The organism is Pelagimonas sp., from assembly GCF_058892305.1.
In genome coordinates this window covers 189,944-211,050 of record NZ_JBZXVN010000017.1, presented here as the reverse complement: position 1 = coordinate 211,050, position 21,107 = coordinate 189,944, and the positions used below count along the sequence as shown (strand labels likewise).

Here is a 21,107-nt window from a genome sequence, read left to right as displayed (position 1 = left end):
ATCCGCGTTATACTGACACCTAGTCTTTATAGATGTCGTCCTTTTTTGCACGGGTAGCAAATTCGGTTTCTTCCCCGGAAGCAAGGGTTTTGGCTTGGGAGACCCAATTATCGCGACTTGCACGACCTTTGAACCCTTCGAGGTTCTGATCCACCCAACCCAATTCTTTGTCAGTCCAAGCGGCAACTTGGTCGAAATGGTAGAAACCCATGGAATTAAGTAGTTTTTCAAGCTTAGGACCGACGCCTTTGATCAATTTCAGATCATCCGCAACGCCGTCTCTGGCCGCCTCAAGGGCGGCGGGTTTGTCTTCGGCACTGGCTTCTACAGGGGCCGAGACATTGGTCGTAGCTTTGAGCTTAGCGGCTGTTTTTTCCCCAGCATCAGCCTTGTCACCGCCCTCGTAACGCCATTCGCCCTTGCGTTCAGCAAGGTCCGCCTGGCCCGGAAGCTCTTTGGAAGGTTTCAAAACAGGGGCATCCGCCGTCACAGTTTCGACCTTGGCCTCTGGTGCCTCGGCCTTGGCAGCGGGTTTGCTCACCGGCGCAACAACAGCATCAGACGCCAAGGAAACCGCAGCGGCCGCGCCACCATTTGACTGATCTTCCCAGCCCTGAACAACCGGAACTTCGGTGCCATCTATGCGCTTGATTGTGTCGCCAATGTCATCGGCCAATTGCGCCGAGGCATTTAGCTTGATCGAGCCGTTCACAAACTCAGTTAGCGACGAGATGCCCGATTCCGGCTCGGATGCGAAGCGACCATTTTGGGGGCCAACCGTCGGAACTTTGCCAGCGGCCATATCATCTAACAGTTGCCCCAGCTTTTCGGCCGTTAGGTCTTCGTAATAGTCTTTGCCGATCTGGGCCATGGGTGCGTTGGTACAGGCACCAAGGCACTCGACCTCTTCCCAGCTAAACTTGCCATCCGCCGACACCGTATGCGGCTTGTCAGCAATTTTGTCTTTGCAGACCGCCATCAGGTCTTCGGCCCCACAGATCATACAGGACAAGGTGCCGCAAATCTGGATATGAGCAACGGAACCAACCGGTTGCAGCTGAAACATGAAATAGAACGACGCCACTTCGAGTGCGCGAATGTAGGCCATCCCCAGCATGTCCGCGACATATTCAATCGCCGGACGCGTGAGCCAGCTTTCTTGCTCCTGCGCGCGCCACAAAAGTGGGATGATCGCGCTGGCCTGACGGCCTTGGGGGTATTTGCTGACCTGATTTTGCGCCCAAGCCAGGTTAGCCGGGGTGAATTCGAAGCTTTCAGGTTGCTCAGAGTGCAAACGACGCAGCATATCTTTGGTCTTTCGGTTGGCTAACCGGGAACCATGTCACCCCGGTCACTGTTTTCTATTCCTGTGGCCCCTTACGGGAAAGGTTTAGGCCTCTGTGGGCGCGCAGGCCCCTGTTATCAAACGAATTCCGCCGCCTTCAAGCGCAACCGCTTCTTCGGTTTGCAACCGATATTGGCCGACTTCGATCACTTTTTCCCGTGGCAGCCCGGTTTGCAGTTCAACCGGCAGGTAGTGCCGTTCCGCGACGAGATCACAGCCAATCGAGGCCACAGCCGCATCATAGGCGGCCAAATCTTCGTCGGTGATGTCCTTTGGGGGCATGACACAGGCGGAGGCCAACGTCATAGCGGCCAAAGCGGGAACAAGTTTCTTCATTATCAGGCCTTTCTGCACGATCTTGGCAATGTCTGGCGGGTGTCTTCGCCAATCTGTTGCGCTGTCTTGGTCTGGCAGGGTTGGTTACTAAGGGACGGACAAAGCGGCCGGTGTCCCAGCCGCCTTGAAGATTACCTGTCGATTTCGCCGAAAACGACATCCATGGTGCCGATGATCGCCGCGACATCGGCCAGTTGGTGGCCTTTGGCAACGTGGTCCATCGATTGCAGATGCAAGAACCCCGGCGCGCGCAGCTTGGCACGGTAAGGTTTGTTGGACCCATCAGCGACCATATACACCCCAAACTCACCTTTAGGGGCTTCTACGGCGGCGTATACTTCGCCGGCCGGAACTTTGAACCCTTCGGTATAAAGTTTGAAGTGATGGATCAGAGATTCCATCGAGGTTTTCATTTCGCCACGTTTGGGTGGGGTCAGCTTGCCACGGGCCAGAACATCGCCCTGCCCTTCGGGAGCACGCAGTTTTTCGATCGCCTGCAAAATGATGCTGGTCGATTGGCGCATCTCTTCCATACGGACAAGATAGCGATCATAGCAGTCGCCGTTTTTGCCAACCGGCACTTGGAAATCGAATTCATCGTAGCATTCATAGGGCTGCGCGCGACGCAAATCCCACGCAAGGCCCGAACCGCGCACCATGACACCGGAATAGCCCCAATCAAGGATCTCTTCTTCGGTCACAACACCGATATCGCAGTTCCGCTGTTTGAAAATCCGGTTTTCGGTCAGCAACCCGTCGATGTCATCGAGAACATTGGGGAAATGACCGGCCCATTCGATGATGTCATCCAAGAGCGCCTCTGGCAGGTCCTGATGCACACCGCCGGGGCGGAAATAGTTGGCGTGAAGACGGGCACCACAGGCGCGCTCATAAAAAATCATGAGCTTTTCGCGTTCTTCAAAGCCCCAGAGAGGCGGTGTCAGCGCGCCGACGTCCATCGCTTGGGTTGTCACGTTCAGCAGGTGGTTCAACACCCGGCCGATTTCGCTAAACAGCACGCGGATGAGCGAGCCACGGCGCGGAACCTCAACACCGGTCAGCTTTTCAATCGCCAGACACCAAGCGTGTTCCTGATTCATCGGAGCCACGTAATCGAGGCGATCCAGATAAGGCAGGTTTTGTAGGTAGGTCCGGCTCTCCATGAGCTTTTCCGTCCCACGGTGCAGCAGGCCAATATGGGGGTCTGCGCGTTCTACGATCTCGCCATCCAGCTCAAGCACCATACGCAACACGCCGTGTGCCGCCGGGTGCTGAGGCCCGAAGTTGATGTTGAAATTGCGGATTTTCTGTTCGCCTGTCAGGGCGTCATCGAAACCTTTGGAGCCGTCCATCATCTATAGTTCCTCGATTCGATTGGCATTATATAGCCACCTCCAAACCCGTTCTCTCTAGCCGTATCAAGGCTGGCAACTTCTGGATCAAATTTTTCGGGTATGCTTTCCGGTTCGTCAGATGCCGGTTGAGCAAGAGCGAAATTTCCAAGCAATCCCAATCCAGTTGGAGCGAACAAGTCATACATAAGTTTCACTCGCCTGTTCTTCCCCTGCATTTTGTAAGACCGAACGAACATTTGTCCAAGAACGACCACGATACAAAAAAGGAGGCCACCGGCGACCAACAAGCTTATGAAAAAGTAAAACTTCTGCAAGCTGCTCATATCTTTGGCGTAGGTGAAGAAAAAGACACCTATTCCAAATACATAAGACAAGACCAGCAGCTTTTTCATTACCCTGTTTTCTCTTCCTGCTTTTCATCGCCGGGAAGCACATATTGCGCGCCTTCCCAAGGCGACATGAAATCAAACTGGCGGTATTCCTGAACCAGTGACACGGGTTCGTAGACGACGCGTTTCAGCTCTTCGTCATAACGGACTTCGGTGTAACCGGTGGTTGGGAAATCTTTGCGCAGCGGGTGGCCACGGAAACCGTAATCCGTCAACAAACGGCGCAGATCCGGGTGGCCCGAGAAAAGAATGCCATACATGTCAAATGTTTCACGCTCGAACCAATTGGCTGAAGGGTGGACATCAACAATCGACGGAACCATTTCGTCTTCGCGCACAGACAAGCGCAGGCGAATGCGGTGGTTTTGATACATCGACAAGAAGTGATAGACGACATCAAAACGCTTGGCCCGATCAGGGTAGTCAACACCAGACAGGTCAACCAAAGTCGAGAATTTGCAATTCGGATCGGTCTTTAGAAACTCAACAAAGCCTTTGATATTGGCCGGGGCCACATCAATGTTGAGTTCACCATAGGCGATTTCCCAACCCAAAACGCAATCGGGGCGTTTGGCTTCGATCAATGTGCCCAGTTCGTTCAGTGCTTCACTCATCGTACAAGTGTCCCCGTCCGGCGAATTTTCTTTTGTAGCGCCATCAGGCCATAAAGAAGCGCCTCGGCCGTGGGCGGGCAGCCCGGCACATAGACGTCAACCGGCACGATGCGATCACAACCACGTACAACCGAATAGCTGTAGTGATAGTAACCACCACCATTGGCACAAGAGCCCATGGAAATCACATAGCGCGGCTCTGGCATCTGGTCATAAACCTTGCGCAGCGCCGGGGCCATTTTGTTGGTCAATGTCCCGGCCACGATCATCAAGTCAGACTGGCGCGGGCTGGCGCGCGGGGCGATCCCGTAACGCTCGGCGTCGTAACGTGGCATCGAGGTGTGCATCATCTCAACCGCACAGCAGGCCAACCCAAAGGTCATCCAGTGCAGCGAGCCGGTGCGCGCCCAGTTAATGATGTCTTCCGTCGAGGTCAGCAGGAAACCTTTGTCCTGCAGCTCGCGGTTGATGGCCTGAGTGGCGACTTCTTTGTCCGCGCCGACCTGGGTCCCTGTCATCACTCCCATTCGAGCGCCCCTTTCTTCCATTCGTAAGCAAATCCGGCTGTCAGCACCGCCAAGAAGACCATCATAGACCAGAAGCCAACCATCGAGATATCCGCAAAGGCCACGGCCCATGGGAACAAGAAGGCGATTTCGAGGTCAAAAATGATGAACAGGATCGCGACGAGGTAGAAACGGACATCGAATTTCATTCGGGCGTCATCAAATGCGTTGAACCCGCATTCATAGGCCGAAACCTTTTCCGGATCCGGATTGCGCACGGCAATCAGAATGGCGGCGAAAAGGAAAACAAGACCAATGACAACGGCAATGGCCACAAAGACGAGGATGGGAAGGTATTCCCGCAGCATCTCTTCCACGAGGCGGCTCCTTCTTTGGCACGCATAACGCGCGCAGATCGGTTCAGGGATGCCTTAGCCCTATGGGCAGGCAGGGTCAACAAGGCGGGTTGATATTCAATAGAATGAAATCGAAGGTAAACAGATCGCGGTTTGGGAGAAATTTTATTGAATTTCAGAACCTTGAACGGAAATATTACCTTGGTCGCATTGCGCCATGAATAATCAGGGCGCGCGCTTGCGTCGCGGAAATATCTTGCGGTTGATTTGGGTTGGTCACTTTGTCCCTTAGTTTGCCCCCAAGGTGGCAATCATCACATGGGCCGCAAAACCCGCCATCACCAACATGATCGGCCCCCAGACCGCGCGTTCCTTTTTGGACGGTGTGATCCAGTTCAAAATGGCGCTAATCACCATAACAACAAGGGCAATCCACCCTGCCCACCGTGGCAAGCCTAAACCGGGAAACCCCGCCGCCGACAGGATCGCCAAGCCGCAAAACAGCAAAATGGGAATCGATAGGGCCGCGATAATCCGCCCCCGACGCGGAAGCGCACCAACATTTTGGCCGCCTTGGGTATATTCGCCAAGCGGAGCCCCGGCGATCAATGCAATTTGAAAGAAAATGATGGCAAGACAGCCGGTTGCGAACAAATGGGCGATTTGCGTGGTCATGAATTTGGCTCATTGCTTCGGAAAGGGATCGTTTTGTGATACGCTGAGCGGACCAGTCCGGCAATCACCTCATCCAAAGGAGACTGCTATGCAGCGCAAATCGGTCATTTTCAGTGCCATTCTTGTGGCGGCGGTGCCCGCATGGGCGGAAAACCAAGTACAAACCCGATCACAGGGTCAAGACTGTGCTGGCGAGAGCCAGCAGCTTGGGCTTGATCCTATCCCCGGTGGTTTCCTTGAACTACCCGCCAATGTCCGCCACATCCGGTTTGATCAGGACATCTCTCTTTGTGCGCAAGCCGGATCAGTCGAAGCGCGCGCCGCCTTGGTGCAAACCTTTTCCTGCACCGATATTCGCGACAGCCCCGACGACGGTGTTGGCGTCGACTTTCTGACGCCGGATGGCACACCGCATCACATCTGGCTTCATGTCAACGGCGACAATGACCCACAGGTGCTGGAATTCGGTCTCTATAGACAAGAGACCGAACTCTATTGGGTGGTTAGCAAAATCGCAATTTGCTCAGATTAGGGGACGGGAATTATGTGATCCAAGCCGGTTTGCGTTTGTCGAAAAACGCGCCGATCCCTTCTTGGGCTTCCTCGCCTTCCCACCGATCAACGAGCCCTTGAATTGTTTGGTCAATCACCTCTTCGGTGATCGGCATGCCAAGCCACCGGGTAAAGCGTTTGGCCTCGGCCACAGCCCCCGGCGCGACCGATAGATAGGGCGCAACCTCGTCCTCAACTGCCGCATCAAGTTCATCCGCGGGTACTGCTTTGGCCAAAAGGCCCAAAGTCACCGCTTCATCAGCCTTAAAAATACGGGCTGACATGAAAACACGCCGCGCCATCGCCTCGCCCAACCGGGCTAGAACATAGGGGCCAATGGTGGCGGGGATCAGGCCCAGTTTTGTTTCGGTCAAGCCGAACTTCGCGCCCTCAACCCCAATCGCCACATCACAAACCGATGCCATGCCAACACCGCCGCCAAAGGCCTGCCCCTGGACCCGGCCGACAAGCGGTTTGGGCATTTCATTCAGCGCCTTAAGCATCATCGCCAGCTTTTTGGCCTCGACAAAGCGGGTCTTGGCGTCGGCGGCCATCTGATCCTGCATCCAGCGCAGATCACCTCCGGCGCAAAAGCTTCGCCCTGCCCCGGTTAGGATCACCACACGCACCGCATCGTCACCGCCCAATTGCCCGGCGGCTTCGGTCAACTCGGCTATCATTTGCGCTGACATGGCGTTGTGTTTGTCCGCCCGGTTGAGGGTCAGCGTCGCGACACCCCGCGCGTCGGTTTGGATATCGATTGTTTCGAACATTCAGGCGTCCCCCCGCATGGCGCGCGCCATTTGGGCGGCCTCATCCAAAATGGCCCGATCAAGGCCCGTTTCATATCCCAGCTGTGTGACGCGGTCATGGACCGCCTCGGTGGCGACATTGCCCGCCGCACCCGGCGCATAAGGGCACCCGCCCAAGCCGCCAACCGCGCCGTCAAAAACCCGAAGCCCTTTGTCCAAAGCGACCTCAATATTGGCCAAAGCTTTGCCGCTGGTATCATGGAAATGCCCGGCAAGCTTATCAGCAGGCAGTTCGGTCAAAACCGCATCGAGCATCTTGGCAATGGCCTCGGGCTGACCCCGTCCAATTGTGTCACCAAGCGAGATTTCGTAGCACCCCATGTCGCGCAGCGCCGCCACAACCCGCGCCACTTGCGCCGGATCAACGGCCCCGTCGTAGGGGCATTCAACCACACAAGACACATAGCCCCGCACCGGCAGCCCCGCATCTTGGGCGGCTTGTGCAACCGGTTTAAACCGCTCAAGGCTTTCGGCGATGGTTGCGTTGATATTGGCCTTGCTGAAGCCCTCAGAGGCGGAACCGAAAATCGCCACCTCGTCCGCCTTGGCGGCAATGGCGTTTTCCAACCCCTTCATATTGGGCGTAAGCGCCGCATAAGAAATGCCCGCGGCACGGCGGATGCCGGCTAGAACATCGGCACTATCCGCCATCTGCGGCACCCATTTCGGGCTGACAAAACTGGCGCATTCGATGCGTTTGAACCCGGCCCGGCTTAGGCAGTCGACCAGCGCCACCTTCTCCGCCGTCGGGATTTGGCGTTTCTCATTCTGCAACCCGTCACGCGGGCCAACTTCGAAAATCTCAACGTGATTGGTCACAAATCAGGCCTCCGGAACCGGGTAAAAATCTTTGTCATAAAACCGTTGCGCGCCCTCTCGGGCACAGGCCCGCTGGTGTGACGGCAAGGCTTCGATGCGGGTTTTGTAGGCCATGAGCTTGGGAAACTCAGCCAGATCAACATAGTAAGGTGCAGCAAATAGGTTGAAGCCCATCATGATGTCCGCCCCGGAAAACCCATCGGGCAAAAGCCAGTCGCCCTCCCCCATCCGGGCCTCCATCCCTTGAAGCGCCGCGCGCAGGCGGGCCACAGTCAGCTTGACGACAATCGGGCTTGGTTTCGCAGGCGGGCGCAAGAACACCATCTGAAGGTTGAGGTTTTCGATCAGGCTGGCCATGGTTTCCGAGTAGTGGATCCATTGCAAATAGGCGGCGCGTTCGGTGTGACCCGCAACACGACCGAGCTCCGGCGCATGGGTTTCGACCAAATACTCAAGGATCGCCCCGGATTCGGCCATTTCCAACCCATCAATCTCGATCGCCGGAATGCGCGTTGCTGGAGACACTCGCGGCAAACCACTCTCGCGCATCTCCCTTGATCCGATTTGGTGTTCGATGATCTCAAGCGGGCCAAATTTGGCCTCTAACCCCGCTTCTTCGATCAACCAAAGAATACGAAACGAGCGACCATATTGGACGTGATGCAGTTTGATCATGGGATGGCCCTCCTCCGACCTTGTTCAACCATGGCGTTTTTCACCGATCCCGGCGCGGCGCTCCTCCAAAATCCGTGCACGGATTTTTCAAAAGTTTTGCAAAACTTTTGGGTGCGCCTGCCGAGCGGTTATTGCTTAGGCCTCGGCCTCTTCTTCCAGACGGATCAGCGGGGCACCGGCCTCAACCTGATCACCATCGGCGACCAAAACCTCGGCAATAGTCCCGTCACGGCCCGCAACCATTGTGTGTTCCATCTTCATCGCTTCCAACACCGCCAAACGATCACCTTCGGACACGGTTTGACCGGGCGACACATGAACCGACACAACCCGACCGGGCATCGGCGCAAGAGTAAGCGTCGCATCCGCGCCACCATCAGAATCGCGGGCCAACAGGTCAATCACACGATAAGACCGTCCGTAATCGGTGAAAATCGTGATTTCATCGCCGCTTTGTGCGAAATTGGCGGCGCGGTCACCATCCAGTTCCCAGCCAGACGCGGTGTGCAAAGCCTCAACCACCAGCCCATCAGTATCAACCAAACAATCGCCAGCGCCGCGCATCCGCAGCTTGATTTCGCGCGGCTCACCACCGTCTTCAATCCACACCGTTCGGACAAGCGGTTGCCACAGGGTGAAACCGCTGTCTGCCCCGTCCTGATCCCAAATCCCGGCGGCAATAAGCGCCGCTTGCGCGCGTGCCTGCGGATTGTCATCGGGCTGCGCAACCAAGGCGTCAATGTCACGGGCGATCAGACCGGTATCGACTTCACCGCGACCAAAACCGTCGTGCTCAGCCAATGCGCCCAAAAAGGACAGGTTCGTCACCGTGCCGGCCACTTCGGTTTCACGCAAACCGCGCGCCAACTGCCGCAAGGCTACGGCGCGGGTCGGCCCATGCACGATCACCTTGGCAATCATCGGGTCGTAATGCGGGCTGATCTCATCCCCCGACCGCACGCCGCTATCGGCGCGCACCCCGTCCGGGAAAGCCAAATGCGCCAAACGCCCCGTGGCAGGTAAGAACCCGGCCGGAACGTCTTCGGCATAAAGACGGGCCTCAAAGGCATGGCCCTTGATTGACAACTCATCCTGTTGCGCAGGGAGACTTTCGCCTGAAGCGACGCGGATTTGCCATTCGACCAAATCCACACCGGTGATCAACTCGGACACCGGATGTTCAACTTGTAAACGGGTGTTCATTTCCATGAACCAGAACCCGTCCTCGCGGAGCCCGTCCGAGCCATCCACGATGAATTCGACCGTCCCCGCCCCTTTGTAGCCAATCGCCTCGGCGGCGCGTACCGCCGCCTGCCCCATGGCTTGGCGGACGTTCTCCGGCATATCCGGTGCTGGCGCTTCTTCGATAACTTTCTGGTGGCGACGCTGAAGCGAACAATCGCGTTCAAACAAATGCACGGCTTTTTCACCATCGCCAAACACCTGCACCTCGATGTGACGAGGTTGCAAGATGAACTTTTCAATCAGCACATGATCATTTCCAAAGGCGGTGCGCGCTTCGGATTTGGCGCTTTCCAATGCGTCGACAAATTCTTCGGGACGTTCAACAAGGCGCATGCCTTTGCCGCCCCCCCCGGCCACCGCTTTGATCAGTACGGGATAACCGATGCTTTGCGCTTCGACCTCTAAATGTCCGGGATCTTGGTCTTCTCCCATGTAGCCCGGAACAATTGGCACGCCTGCCTCTTGCATCAGCTTTTTGGCCGCATCCTTGAGGCCCATAGAACGGATTGCATGGGCAGATGGGCCAACAAAGGTCAGACCTGCGGCCTCAACTTGATCAACAAAATCCGGGTTTTCGGACAAAAAACCGTATCCCGGATGGATTAGCTGCGCCCCTGTGGCCTGCGCCGCGGCGATGATTGCGTCGCCGCGCAGATAGCTTGCCGCCGGGGCCGCTTCGCCGATGCAAATCGCGTCGTCGGCCAAAGCCACATGTTTCGCGCCCGCATCAACATCAGAATGCACCGCGACACTGCGCAGGCCCATTTTGCGCGCAGTTTCGATAACGCGACAGGCGATTTCACCACGGTTGGCGATCAAAATGGTATCAAACATGGGGTATCTCCATGAGGTGTGGTCGGCAACGAGGGGCCTGCCCCTCGCGCTCCCCGGAGTTTAATTTGCAAGATGAAGACATCGATGAATAACACATGGGTAAATCACATGCGGAACACGCCAAAGCGTGTGTCTTCGATCGGTGCGTTCAGAGATGCGCGCAAGGACAGCGCAAGTGTTTGGCGGGATTTTCGTGGGTCGATGATCCCATCGTCCCACAAACGGGCCGAGGCATAAAGCGGGTGCGCCTGGCGTTCGAACATCTCGATGGTCGGGCGTTTGAACTCGGCCTCGTCCTCGGCGGACCATGTCCCACCTTTACGCTCGATCCCGTCGCGTTTCACCGTAGCCAACACGCCAGCGGCCTGTTCGCCACCCATGACGCTGATCCGGCTATTGGGCCATGTCCAAAGGAAACGCGGCTGGTAGGCGCGACCGGACATGCCGTAATTGCCCGCACCAAAGCTTCCGCCGACCAACATCGTGATCTTAGGCACATTTGTGGTCGCAACGGCGGTGACCATCTTGGCCCCATGTCGCGCAATACCTTCGTTTTCGTATTTGCGACCAACCATAAACCCGGTGATATTTTGCAGGAACACCAGCGGGATAGAGCGTTGGGAACACAATTCTACGAAATGCGCACCCTTTTGTGCGGCCTCAGAGAAGAGTACGCCGTTGTTGGCGATGATCCCGACGGGCATCCCCATGACATGGGCAAATCCAGTAACCAAAGTTTCGCCGAAACGCGCTTTGAATTCGTCAAACCGCGATCCGTCTACCATGCGGGCGATGACTTCGCGGATGTCATAGGGCGTGCGAAGATCGCCGGGCACGACACCAAGGATTTCATCGGGGTCATAGGCCGGGTCTTCGGGGTTTTGCAGGTTGACCAAAGCGCTCTTGGCGGGACCAAGGTTGCCAACTGCACGGCGAGCAAGCGCCAGCGCGTGGCTATCGTCCTCGGCCAAATAATCCGCAACGCCGGAAAGGCGCGTATGAACATCGCCGCCGCCGAGATCTTCGGAGGTGACAACCTCACCAGTCGCGGCTTTGACCAAGGGCGGGCCAGCAAGGAAGATCGTCCCTTGTTCCTTAACGATAATGGTGACGTCCGACATAGCCGGCACATAGGCCCCACCTGCCGTACAAGACCCCATGACAACCGCGATCTGTGCGATGCCTTTGGCGGACATGCGGGCTTGGTTGTAGAAAATGCGACCAAAGTGATCGCGATCCGGGAACACCTCGTCTTGATTTGGCAGGTTCGCACCGCCGCTATCCACCAAATAGATGCAAGGAAGATGGTTTTCCTCAGCGATCTCTTGGGCACGTAGGTGCTTTTTGACCGTCATCGGATAATACGTGCCACCTTTGACGGTGGCATCATTGCAAACAACCATAACCTGACGGCCTTGCACCTGACCGATGCCTGCAATCACCCCAGCACAGGGGGCGGCATTGTCGTAAAGACCGTGAGCCGCCGTGGCACCAACCTCAAGAAACGGGGTTCCGGGGTCAAGCAAGTTGGCAACCCGTTCACGCGGCAGCATTTTCCCACGGCTGATGTGACGATCACGCGATCGTTCGCCGCCACCCGCCGCCGCCATGTCAGCGGCCTCACGGATTTCCGCAAGCGCGTCGAGGTGGGCGGATTGGTTGGATTTAAATTGCTCAGAAGAAGCAATCGCTTGGGATTGGAGCTTCATGGTGTCTCCTGCCTTTTTGGGGTGTCTGCCTGCGCCTCAGCGGCTGCGCGGGCTTTGAGGTCTTTGCGGATAACCTTGCCAGTGACAGTCATTGGCAGCTCATCCAGAAAACTGATTTCTCTTGGATAGGAATAGTTTGCCAAGCGATCTTTGACCCAAGTCTGAAGATCCCTTTCGCAAAGGTTAACGCCTTGTTTTGCAACGACATAGGCTTTCACGATTTCGGTTCTTAGCAGATCCGGTTTGCCCACAACGCCAACGGTGGCAACACCGGGATGGGTGAGTAAACAATCCTCGATTTCAGCAGGGCCAATCCGATAGCCCGCCGAGGTGATTACATCATCTTCGCGGCCAACAAAGCGCAGATAGCCGTCTTGAAACACACCACGATCACCCATCACCATCCAGTCGCCGCGGAATTTCGCAGCGGTTTCCGCCGGGTTATTCCAATATTCCAACAACATAGAGGGCGCGCCGCGACGGATCGCGATATCCCCTTCGCCGTCGACCTCGTGGCCATCTTCGTCAACCACAGCGATGTCAAACCCCGGAACGGGTTTGCCTATGGCACCCGGATGCGGAGGAAACAAAACGCTACAGGAGCTGGCGACCATATTGCATTCAGTCTGACCGTAGAATTCGTTGATTGTAACGCCAAGCGCCTGTTGCCCCCAAGCGAGCATCTCGGCCCCTAAGGGTTCCCCACCTGAGGCCACGGTACGAAGGCCAGCAATTTGGGCGTTTTCCGCCTTGAGAAAACGCAGAGCTGTTGGAGGGAAAAACACATTTTTTACATGCGCTTGCGAGATGATACTCAAGCAAAATTCGACGCTGAACTTTGCCATGCGTGCGGCCACAACCGGAACGCCAAGCGCCAGTCCGGGCATGAGAACATCAAACAGGCCTCCGATCCAAGCCCAATCTGCAGGTGTCCAAAGAACATCACCCTCTAAACCTAAGAAATCGTGACTTATTTCGACACCGGGCAAATGCCCGTTTAGCATTTTGTGCGCATGAAGCGCACCTTTGGGCTTTCCAGTGGTGCCAGACGTGTAGATCAGCACCGCCGGGTCTTGAGGTCCTGTCTGGAGCATGGGTTGTGGAACAGGCTCAGAGAGGTCTGTTTGTTGGATCACACCGACGTCAAAAGGAGCAAGAAGAACTGCCCCTTCTTCATCTGTTACAACAACTTGCGTGCCGGAGTTATCAAGACGCGAGGCCAAGGCCTCTTGGCGAAACAACTTGAACAAGGGAACAGAGATTGCGCCCAAACGCCAAGTTGCAATGTGGGCGGCTGCGCAGAGCGGCGATTGCCCCAGAAGGACGCCAACCCGATCGCCGGACTGAACGCCACGCGCAACCAAAGCCGCTTGCACCTGCCAGCTAAGGCGTTGTAAATCCGCATAAGTGACATCAACGCGCTCGCCATCCGACAAATCAATAATCGCCAGTTTGTCGGGGAACTTCGCAGCCCAGTCATCGCAGACCTGAGCCGCCATATTTAACCGCTCTGGAAGCTCGTTCCGAACTGCCGCCCGAAGTGCGTCGTATGATAGTCCGCGTGGCAGCATCAGTCGCCCCAAGATTCCCCAAGCAAAACAGCTTGTTCCGCGGTGGTATGCATCAAACAGTTTAACGTAGCCGGGCCGCCACCTGTGCCGCCGCCCCATTGGCTGCGCTCGTAGTCACATTTGGCGTCACGAAAGGGAATCCACGCGCGCTGCATCTGTTTCAAGGCATCGGCCTGCGATGGGCCAAACCCTTCGTTCGCGATGTCGTTGGCCTTGGATGTCGCCATTTTCGCCTTGTAGTTGACGTTCAACAACCTGTCCCAGTACTGCAACTCAGCATCCAAGCAGCCGCTTTCGCCGTAGGTCGAAAACCCGCCCGGCGTGTCCTGCATACATTGCAGTGCAGAAAGGCCAACACAGTCCTGATAAGGCCGCGCGCTTTGAAGACACGCGTCGGTGGCATAATCAGAATAGGTCAAATCCTGTGCGGCGACACCGCTTGAGAGGACAGCAAAGATGAAGGTGAGAAGACGCATACGAGGCTCCCGTTGTGGATTGCTGGGCCGGGCACCCTGCCCGACCCGCGCGGATCAGAGCATTTTGCCCATCAATTCACGCCCAACCAGCATACGGCGAATTTCGCTTGTGCCAGCCCCAATTTCCATCAACTTGGCATCACGGAACAAACGTCCGACGGCTGCATCGGCCAAGAAGCCCGCCCCGCCAAGCGCCTGAACCGCCTGATGCGCCTGAACCATCGCCTGTTCAGACGCATAAAGACAGCACGCCGCCGCGTCCTGACGGGTGACTGTGCCGCGATCACAGGCGCGCGCGACTTCGTACACATAAGCCCGCGCCGAGTTCATCGCCGTGTACATATCGGCAATTTTTCCCTGCATCAGCTGGAAGTTCCCGATTGGCTGACCAAACTGTTTGCGTTCGGCCATATAGGGCATGACCTCGTCCATACAGGCGGCCATGATCCCGGTGCCAATCCCGGCCAGAACAACGCGTTCGTAGTCCAGACCGGACATCAAAACGCGAACGCCTTTGCCCTCTTCACCAAGGATGTTTTCAAACGGCACTTCGACGTTTTCAAAGATCAACTCGGCGGTGTTCGACCCGCGCATGCCCATTTTGTCGAAATGCGGGCTTGTCGAGAAGCCTGCCATGTCTTTTTCAACGATAAAGGCCGTGATACCCTTGGCCCCCGCATCGGGATCGGTTTTGGCATAGACAACCAGCGTCTCGGCGTCAGGGCCGTTGGTGATCCAGTATTTGTTGCCATTCAACACAAAGCGATCATTGCGTTTTTCGGCGCGCAGCTTCATCGACACTACATCGGAACCGGCCCCCGGTTCGGACATTGCCAAGGCCCCAACGTGTTCGCCAGACAACAAGCCCGGCAGGTATTTCTGACGCTGTTCGTCGGTGCCGTTCAGCTTGATTTGATTGACGCAAAGATTGGAATGCGCGCCGTAGGACAAAGAGACCGAGGCGCTGGCACGGGCGATTTCCTCAACCGCAATCACATGCGCGAGGTAAGACATCTCTGCCCCACCAAATTTTTCGGGAACAGTGATCCCCAAAAGGCCCAACTCGCCCATTTCGGTCCAGAGCTCATTTGGAAACTCGTTTGTGCTGTCGATCTCGGCCGCCATCGGCTTGACCCGCTCTTGCGCCCATTTGTGCACCATATCGCGCAGGGCGTTTACATCTTCACCTAGATCGAAAGTCATGCTGGCCAGGAACATTGCTCTGCGCCTCCTCACGCTTATTGAACACCTGTTCAGTTAATACACAGATTTTCCGAGTCGGGTCAAGCTATGCTTAAAAAATGGGAAATCCTGCCTAGGGAATTGGTTTAATTTATATATTGAGAGGATGCTAAAACGTGCATTGCAGTCACACCTTTATGTCGGACCGACTGCCACCCGCACAGCGACACCGGCAGCCATGCTTGCAAACATGCCTTTGCCGCCAATGAAATCTCTGACACATCTGACCGGGCCATCCCCTCCGGACAATAGCCTGGCCGGACAATAGCCTGGTCATCGCCCGTTCAGCCGCCCATTGAGACGCGCCGCTGCCACACAATCCCGACTTCGGCCCGGATGATACGCGCAATAAGCTCACAATCCGTCAAAGAGAACGTCAGCGGGAGACGCATGTCCACAATGCCGGTCAAGACTCTGTCGCTCGCGGGCATCCGTTCAACCTCGGCATAGCGCCAACTGTCGTAGCGTGAAGTAAAACCGGCAGGCTCCGCACCGCCGAACCACTTGAGTTCAACACCGCGTGAGGCACACCGCATGATTACGTCATTCACCGCCTCTGGCGACCAATCCATCAGCAAAAACTGGATCGACGAACCAACATGCCGAGCATTGGGGTGCCGGTTCACCAGCTTCAAACCCGGCGTATCCAAAAGCCCACGTTCAACAACATCATAGCGCTCGTTCCAGCGTGTTACCTGCGTTTCAAGATCACGCAGCTGAGGCCGTAGAATTGCGGCGCGCAGGTTATCCATTCGTCCCGAAACATTGGGCGTGGTGTATTTAACCCGTTCAAAAACCTCTGGCCCCGGCGCCGCGAGATGGCGCTCGTAAAGCATATAGGAACCAGAGAGCATGATGGCGCGCGCCGCCACGTCTTCGTCATCGGTGATCAAAAACCCACCTTCACCGGAATTGACATGTTTATAGGTCTGCATGGAATAACAGCCAATGCGCCCCTGCCGCCCCGAAGCCACGCCCCGCCATTGTGCCCCCATCGTATGGGCACAGTCTTCGATCACCGTGATATCGGCGGCATCGCACATCTGCATGAGCCGATCCATATCGCACAAATGTCCGCGCATATGGGACAACATCAAAACCTTTGCCCGGCCAAGCTTGGCCTCAAGGTCATCAAGGTCGATGACCAAATCCTCGGTCACCCCGACAAATTCCGGTTTCGCGCCAATGCTTGCAATCGCACCGGGAACTGGGGCAAGCGTAAAGGCATTGGTCAACACCGTTTCACCGGGTTGCACCCCGACGGCCCGCAAGGAACACGCCAAAGCATATCCACCAGAAGCCACAGCAACACAGTATTTTGCCCCGGTTTGCGCGGCGAATTCCTGCTCCAACAAAGCGGCTTCTGATAACTCGCCCTCGGCGACATTGTAGCGATGTAGACGACCATGGTTCAAAACCGCCATCGCGGCCTCAATCCCATCTTGGGGGATAGGCTCCTGTTGCGTGAAACTTCCGGTGAAAATCTCGGTCATGCGGAATCCTTGGTGGTGACGGTCAATTGATGCGCCAGTATCGGCGGCAAATCGCGTATGATTTAGGTCGTTTTCGGCACAAAACGCGTTTTTTCAACCGATCAGACGCATTATTTCGGGATGCAGCTCATCAAAATGGTCAATTACGCTTTCCGGTTTCAGCGGGCGCACATCTTCGCCTCCAACGGCAAAGGTCACCAAAACCGACGGCACACCGGCATTGGCCGAAGTCTTGCGATCGGTTTCGGAATCCCCAACAAGAAGCGAAGCGTCCCGACGTCCGCCACAGCGATCAACAGCGGCCCAATACGGGGCAACGTCAGGCTTGCGGGTGGCCACAGTATCGGCCCCAATCATTGATCCAAACAGGTCACGCACCCCGAGGCAGCGCAGTAATTTCTCGGCCAGCGCTTCGGGTTTGTTGGTGCAAATGCCCACAGCATAATCGTTGCGTAGCAGGGTTTCGACCGCCTCAACCGCGCCGGGGTACATATGAGTATAGACATCAATGGCGCTGTCATAGGCGGTCAATAACTCAGGATACCACTTATCAACCGTTTGCCCCGACATCAGCCCGGCCCGCGTCAAGCCCAAGGTCAACATCGCCTTTCCCCCACGCACCGCGGTTCCGGCATCACCAACCGGGTCAAGGCGTTCGTCGATCCCCATGGCGTCAAAACAATGGTTTGCGGCGGCGATCAAATCACCGCTCGTGTCGGCCAATGTCCCATCGAGATCAAAAATCACACAATTCTTCATGGCCTACCCTTTTGTCATATCCAGAAACCAAGCGTGACCAGTCTCTGCTTGCCCTATTTGACCAAACCGATAAAACGGCGGCAACCAAAAGACAAATGGGATTGAGTTTTTGAGCATTGCCCTAATCGTACTTGCCGCTGGCAAGGGTACCCGTATGCAATCGGACCTTCCGAAAGTTTTGCACAAAATCGCCCATGCTCCGATGTTGTGGCACGCCATGCGCGCCGGGTCGGTCCTAGAACCAGAGCACAGCATCGTCGTTGCCGGTCATGGAGCGGATTTGGTCGAAGCCTCGGCCAAGGATTTTGATCCCGAGGCGCAGGTCGTTTTGCAGTCCGAACAATTGGGCACGGCCCATGCGGTTGCCCAAGCGAAATCAGCGTTGGATGGGTTTGAAGGTGATGCGATTGTTTTATACGGCGACACGCCGTTTATCCGCCAAGAAACACTCGAAGCAATGGCCGAGGCGCGCGCCCAGAATGACGTGGTCGTATTGGGGTTTGAAGCCGCTGATCCGGGGCGCTATGGTCGTTTGGTGACCGATGGCGAAGAATTAATGCGCATTGTCGAGTTCAAGGATGCGTCACCTCAAGAACGCAACATAACGCTTTGTAATTCTGGTGTTATTGCCGCAAAATCCGATGTGCTTTTTGATCTGATTGATGCCGTTGAAAACAACAACGCATCCGGGGAATACTATCTGACCGATATCGTTGCCATTGCCCGCTCTCGGGGGTTGTCGGCATCGGTGGTGCGCTGTGATGAATCCGAAACGCTTGGTGTGAATTCACGCGCCGAACTCGCGACCGCAGAAAGCCTTTTCCAGACCCGCGCCCGCGTCGACTTGGTCGAAAACGGTGTTTCGCTTTTGGCACCTGACAGTGTTTATTTGTCTTGGGATACGGTCATCGGCCGCGATGCCGAAATTGAACAAAACGTTGTCTTTGGGCCGGACGTCACCGTTGAATCCGGTGCGCGAATCCGCGCCTTTTCACATTTGGAGGGGGCCCATGTTAGCCGCGGTGCCGTTGTCGGCCCCTATGCACGGCTGCGCCCCGGTGCCGAACTGGCCGAGGACACCCATGTTGGCAACTTTGTTGAAATTAAAAACGCCCAGCTCCACCAAGGGGCCAAAGCCAACCATCTAACCTATATCGGTGACGCGGAAATTGGCGAAAAAACCAATATCGGCGCGGGAACGATCACCTGCAATTACGATGGTGTTTTCAAACACAAAACCACAATTGGCAAACGGGCCTTTATCGGCTCTAACACCATGCTGGTCGCACCGGTGACCATTGGTGATGACGCAATGACAGCCAGTGGGTCGGTCGTGACAAGTGAGGTGCCCGATGGGGCCATGGCGCTTGCCCGCGCCAAACAAGTTAATAAAGAGGGCTTTGCCACCAAGCTTTTCGCCATGCTTCGTGCAAAAAAGGCCAAAAAGCAGGCAGAAAACGACTAGTTTTAGCAAGACCCTGCTGATGTGCAGACAACGAGTTGAGAGGAAGACACCATGTGCGGGATTGTAGGGGTTCTTGGAACCCATGAAGTCGCCCCAATTCTGGTCGATGCACTGCGCCGTCTGGAATACCGTGGTTACGACAGTGCGGGCATTGCTACCGTGAACAACGGTGTTTTGGATCGTCGCCGCGCGGTTGGAAAATTGGTGAACCTATCTGACCTTTTGGTTCACAATCCATTGGCCGGAAAATCGGGGATTGGTCACACACGTTGGGCCACACATGGTGCCCCGACCACCGATAACGCCCATCCCCATCAGGCCGGCAATGTTGCCGTCGTCCACAATGGCATCATCGAAAACTACAAAGACCTGCGCGCAGAACTGGCCGAACATGGCATCGAACCCCAGACCGAAACCGACACCGAAACCATCGCCCTTTTGACGCAACATTTGATGTCACAAGGTAAAGCGCCGGTTGAAGCCGCTACGGAGACCTTGGCGCGCCTTGATGGGGCTTTTGCCTTGGCGTTTTTGTTTGATGGTGAAGAGGACCTGATGGTCGCTGGGCGCAAAGGCTCGCCGCTTGCCATTGGACATGGTGACGGTGAAATGTATGTCGGGTCCGACGCCTTTGCCCTTGCCCCGATGACCGATCAAATCACCTATCTCGAAGAAGGTGACAGCGCGGTTTTAACTCGCTCCAGCCTCGAAATTCGCGATGAGGCCGGGCGGTTGGTCAACCGTGAAAAGAAAACCATTCAGGTTGACGCCGCCCGTGTCGACAAGGGCGGCTACAAGCATTTCATGGCCAAAGAGATCGCCGAACAACCGTCTGTTTTGTCCAATGCTCTCTCTGCCTATGTGACCGAACATGGCATCGCCCTGCCCGATCCCGGCATTGATTTTTCCAAGATTGATCGACTGACTATGGTCGCTTGCGGCACGGCTTTTTATGCGTGTTTCACTGCGAAATACTGGTTTGAACAGCTGGCCGGCCTTCCGGTCGAGGTCGATATTGCTTCTGAGTTCCGCTACCGCGAACCTCCGATCTCCGCCAACACCGCGGCTTTGTTTGTCAGCCAATCTGGTGAAACCGCCGATACGCTTGCTGCGCTGCGTTATTGCGAAGGCAAAGCCGACAAGATTTTCTCGGTTGTGAATGTTCAAGAAAGCTCGATCGCGCGTGAAAGCGATCTAGCCTTGCCTATTCACGCTGGTGCTGAAATCGGCGTTGCCTCAACCAAAGCTTTCACCTGTCAGCTTAACGTCCTGCTTTTGTTAGCTTTGAAGGCTGCTGTTGAGCGTGGGAAAATGTCTCAGGATCGGCTTGAAGAGATATTGAACGACCTGCGCGCGCTTCCCGGCACCATTAATGCCGCCCTTGATCGCGACGCGGATTTTGCAAAGGTGTCCAATCGCTTGGCTGAAGCGCGTGATGTTCTATTTTTGGGACGCGGCCTCATGTACCCGCTGGCACTCGAAGGCGCACTTAAACTAAAAGAAATCAGCTACATACACGCCGAAGCTTATGCATCAGGCGAACTCAAACACGGCCCGATTGCCCTGATCGACAAACATGTTCCGGTTGTTGTTTTCGCACCCAAGGACTCCCTGTTTGAAAAGACAGTGTCCAACATGCAAGAGGTCATGGCACGCGGTGGCAAAGTGTTGTTGATCACAGACAGCGCCGGGGCCGAAGCCGCCGGGGCGGACGTCTGGCGCACCATCGTCATGCCCCAGGTCTCCGAAGTCTTGTCACCGATGCTCTATGCCCTTCCGGCCCAGCTTTTGGCCTATCATACCGCCGTGGCCAAAGGCACCGATGTGGATCAGCCGCGCAATTTGGCCAAATCAGTCACCGTCGAGTAATGTCGTCGTC

The 21,107-nt window shown here is 55.9% G+C and carries 21 protein-coding genes; 3 read left to right on the top strand and 18 right to left on the bottom strand.

Annotated elements, in window-relative coordinates:
* Positions 1–19: 19 nt before the first annotated feature.
* The 8 genes from AC5EFR_RS07565 to AC5EFR_RS07530 form a co-directional block, all read right to left on the bottom strand.
* Entirely contained in the window at positions 20–1,306 is a 1,287-nt protein-coding gene (locus AC5EFR_RS07565; RefSeq protein ID WP_493575250.1) for an NADH-quinone oxidoreductase subunit E, read from the bottom strand.
* Between the two features lie 84 nt (positions 1,307–1,390).
* Positions 1,391–1,681 carry a hypothetical protein gene (locus AC5EFR_RS07560; RefSeq protein ID WP_299927417.1) on the bottom strand — a complete coding sequence of 97 codons (291 nt, stop codon included), beginning with the start codon at positions 1,679–1,681 and terminating at the stop codon, positions 1,391–1,393.
* Between the two features lie 131 nt (positions 1,682–1,812).
* A complete protein-coding gene (locus AC5EFR_RS07555) occupies positions 1,813–3,033 on the bottom strand; it encodes an NADH-quinone oxidoreductase subunit D (protein WP_493575293.1) in 1,221 nt (406 codons plus the stop codon).
* Complete coding sequence (locus tag AC5EFR_RS07550; protein WP_493575249.1) at positions 3,033–3,428, bottom strand: hypothetical protein; 396 nt, start codon at positions 3,426–3,428, stop codon at positions 3,033–3,035. Before AC5EFR_RS07550 ends, AC5EFR_RS07555 begins: the two co-directional genes overlap by 1 nt.
* Positions 3,428–4,039 (bottom strand): NADH-quinone oxidoreductase subunit C, encoded by a 612-nt coding sequence (locus AC5EFR_RS07545; protein WP_493575248.1) that lies wholly within the window; start codon positions 4,037–4,039, stop codon positions 3,428–3,430. Before AC5EFR_RS07545 ends, AC5EFR_RS07550 begins: the two co-directional genes overlap by 1 nt.
* Positions 4,036–4,566, bottom strand: a complete 531-nt coding sequence (locus tag AC5EFR_RS07540) for a NuoB/complex I 20 kDa subunit family protein (protein WP_299927428.1) — start codon at positions 4,564–4,566, stop codon at positions 4,036–4,038. Before AC5EFR_RS07540 ends, AC5EFR_RS07545 begins: the two co-directional genes overlap by 4 nt.
* Complete coding sequence (locus tag AC5EFR_RS07535) at positions 4,557–4,922, bottom strand: NADH-quinone oxidoreductase subunit A (protein WP_299927431.1); 366 nt, start codon at positions 4,920–4,922, stop codon at positions 4,557–4,559. Before AC5EFR_RS07535 ends, AC5EFR_RS07540 begins: the two co-directional genes overlap by 10 nt.
* A gap of 267 nt (positions 4,923–5,189) precedes the next feature.
* Entirely contained in the window at positions 5,190–5,576 is a 387-nt protein-coding gene (locus AC5EFR_RS07530) for a hypothetical protein (RefSeq protein ID WP_493575247.1), read from the bottom strand.
* 88 nt (positions 5,577–5,664) lie between these two features.
* Between AC5EFR_RS07530 and AC5EFR_RS07525 the strand changes: the two genes are divergently transcribed.
* A complete protein-coding gene (locus AC5EFR_RS07525; RefSeq protein ID WP_493575246.1) occupies positions 5,665–6,108 on the top strand; it encodes a hypothetical protein in 444 nt (147 codons plus the stop codon).
* Between the two features lie 10 nt (positions 6,109–6,118).
* Here the strand turns inward: AC5EFR_RS07525 and AC5EFR_RS07520 are convergent, their stop codons facing one another.
* The 10 genes from AC5EFR_RS07520 to AC5EFR_RS07475 form a co-directional block, all read right to left on the bottom strand.
* A complete protein-coding gene (locus AC5EFR_RS07520; RefSeq protein ID WP_493575245.1) occupies positions 6,119–6,901 on the bottom strand; it encodes a crotonase/enoyl-CoA hydratase family protein in 783 nt (260 codons plus the stop codon).
* The gene (locus AC5EFR_RS07515) at positions 6,902–7,759 is read right to left on the bottom strand and encodes a hydroxymethylglutaryl-CoA lyase (protein WP_493575244.1); all 858 of its coding nucleotides are present in this window, start codon (positions 7,757–7,759) and stop codon (positions 6,902–6,904) included.
* A gap of 3 nt (positions 7,760–7,762) precedes the next feature.
* Entirely contained in the window at positions 7,763–8,434 is a 672-nt protein-coding gene (locus AC5EFR_RS07510) for a glutathione S-transferase family protein (protein ID WP_493575243.1), read from the bottom strand.
* A gap of 135 nt (positions 8,435–8,569) precedes the next feature.
* Entirely contained in the window at positions 8,570–10,513 is a 1,944-nt protein-coding gene (locus AC5EFR_RS07505; RefSeq protein WP_493575242.1) for an acetyl/propionyl/methylcrotonyl-CoA carboxylase subunit alpha, read from the bottom strand.
* A gap of 104 nt (positions 10,514–10,617) precedes the next feature.
* Positions 10,618–12,222 carry a carboxyl transferase domain-containing protein gene (locus AC5EFR_RS07500; protein ID WP_493575241.1) on the bottom strand — a complete coding sequence of 535 codons (1,605 nt, stop codon included), beginning with the start codon at positions 12,220–12,222 and terminating at the stop codon, positions 10,618–10,620.
* Complete coding sequence (locus tag AC5EFR_RS07495) at positions 12,219–13,793, bottom strand: AMP-binding protein (RefSeq protein WP_493575240.1); 1,575 nt, start codon at positions 13,791–13,793, stop codon at positions 12,219–12,221. The genes AC5EFR_RS07500 and AC5EFR_RS07495 overlap by 4 nt, the downstream gene beginning before the upstream one ends.
* Positions 13,793–14,269, bottom strand: a complete 477-nt coding sequence (locus AC5EFR_RS07490; protein ID WP_493575239.1) for a lysozyme inhibitor LprI family protein — start codon at positions 14,267–14,269, stop codon at positions 13,793–13,795. The genes AC5EFR_RS07495 and AC5EFR_RS07490 overlap by 1 nt, the downstream gene beginning before the upstream one ends.
* Before the next feature lie 54 nt (positions 14,270–14,323).
* Positions 14,324–15,487 (bottom strand): isovaleryl-CoA dehydrogenase, encoded by a 1,164-nt coding sequence (locus tag AC5EFR_RS07485; protein ID WP_493575238.1) that lies wholly within the window; start codon positions 15,485–15,487, stop codon positions 14,324–14,326.
* A gap of 308 nt (positions 15,488–15,795) precedes the next feature.
* Positions 15,796–17,004, bottom strand: a complete 1,209-nt coding sequence (locus tag AC5EFR_RS07480) for a DegT/DnrJ/EryC1/StrS family aminotransferase (RefSeq protein WP_493575237.1) — start codon at positions 17,002–17,004, stop codon at positions 15,796–15,798.
* Between the two features lie 93 nt (positions 17,005–17,097).
* Complete coding sequence (locus tag AC5EFR_RS07475; RefSeq protein ID WP_493575236.1) at positions 17,098–17,763, bottom strand: HAD-IA family hydrolase; 666 nt, start codon at positions 17,761–17,763, stop codon at positions 17,098–17,100.
* Between the two features lie 109 nt (positions 17,764–17,872).
* Between AC5EFR_RS07475 and glmU the strand changes: the two genes are divergently transcribed.
* Positions 17,873–19,228: a bifunctional UDP-N-acetylglucosamine diphosphorylase/glucosamine-1-phosphate N-acetyltransferase GlmU gene (glmU, locus tag AC5EFR_RS07470; RefSeq protein ID WP_493575235.1), complete on the top strand. Its 1,356-nt coding sequence runs from the start codon at positions 17,873–17,875 to the stop codon at positions 19,226–19,228.
* 51 nt (positions 19,229–19,279) lie between these two features.
* On the top strand, positions 19,280–21,097 hold the full coding sequence (gene glmS, locus AC5EFR_RS07465; protein ID WP_493575234.1) for a glutamine--fructose-6-phosphate transaminase (isomerizing): 1,818 nt from the start codon (positions 19,280–19,282) through the stop codon (positions 21,095–21,097).
* Positions 21,098–21,107: the final 10 nt, after the last annotated feature.

Bases quoted from the DNA above. Each gene is read 5' to 3' on its own strand.
- AC5EFR_RS07565 (WP_493575250.1), bottom strand. From the start codon at position 1,306: ATGCTGCGTCGTTTGCACTCTGAGCAACCTGAAAGCTTCGAATTCACC.
- AC5EFR_RS07560 (WP_299927417.1), bottom strand. From the start codon at position 1,681: ATGAAGAAACTTGTTCCCGCTTTGGCCGCTATGACGTTGGCCTCCGCC.
- AC5EFR_RS07555 (WP_493575293.1), bottom strand. From the start codon at position 3,033: ATGGACGGCTCCAAAGGTTTCGATGACGCCCTGACAGGCGAACAGAAA.
- AC5EFR_RS07550 (WP_493575249.1), bottom strand. From the start codon at position 3,428: ATGAAAAAGCTGCTGGTCTTGTCTTATGTATTTGGAATAGGTGTCTTT.
- AC5EFR_RS07545 (WP_493575248.1), bottom strand. From the start codon at position 4,039: ATGAGTGAAGCACTGAACGAACTGGGCACATTGATCGAAGCCAAACGC.
- AC5EFR_RS07540 (WP_299927428.1), bottom strand. From the start codon at position 4,566: ATGGGAGTGATGACAGGGACCCAGGTCGGCGCGGACAAAGAAGTCGCC.
- AC5EFR_RS07530 (WP_493575247.1), bottom strand. From the start codon at position 5,576: ATGACCACGCAAATCGCCCATTTGTTCGCAACCGGCTGTCTTGCCATC.
- AC5EFR_RS07525 (WP_493575246.1), top strand. From the start codon at position 5,665: ATGCAGCGCAAATCGGTCATTTTCAGTGCCATTCTTGTGGCGGCGGTG.
- AC5EFR_RS07520 (WP_493575245.1), bottom strand. From the start codon at position 6,901: ATGTTCGAAACAATCGATATCCAAACCGACGCGCGGGGTGTCGCGACG.
- AC5EFR_RS07510 (WP_493575243.1), bottom strand. From the start codon at position 8,434: ATGATCAAACTGCATCACGTCCAATATGGTCGCTCGTTTCGTATTCTT.
- AC5EFR_RS07505 (WP_493575242.1), bottom strand. From the start codon at position 10,513: ATGTTTGATACCATTTTGATCGCCAACCGTGGTGAAATCGCCTGTCGC.
- AC5EFR_RS07500 (WP_493575241.1), bottom strand. From the start codon at position 12,222: ATGAAGCTCCAATCCCAAGCGATTGCTTCTTCTGAGCAATTTAAATCC.
- AC5EFR_RS07495 (WP_493575240.1), bottom strand. From the start codon at position 13,793: ATGCTGCCACGCGGACTATCATACGACGCACTTCGGGCGGCAGTTCGG.
- AC5EFR_RS07490 (WP_493575239.1), bottom strand. From the start codon at position 14,269: ATGCGTCTTCTCACCTTCATCTTTGCTGTCCTCTCAAGCGGTGTCGCC.
- AC5EFR_RS07485 (WP_493575238.1), bottom strand. From the start codon at position 15,487: ATGTTCCTGGCCAGCATGACTTTCGATCTAGGTGAAGATGTAAACGCC.
- AC5EFR_RS07480 (WP_493575237.1), bottom strand. From the start codon at position 17,004: ATGACCGAGATTTTCACCGGAAGTTTCACGCAACAGGAGCCTATCCCC.
- AC5EFR_RS07475 (WP_493575236.1), bottom strand. From the start codon at position 17,763: ATGAAGAATTGTGTGATTTTTGATCTCGATGGGACATTGGCCGACACG.
- glmS (WP_493575234.1), top strand. From the start codon at position 19,280: ATGTGCGGGATTGTAGGGGTTCTTGGAACCCATGAAGTCGCCCCAATT.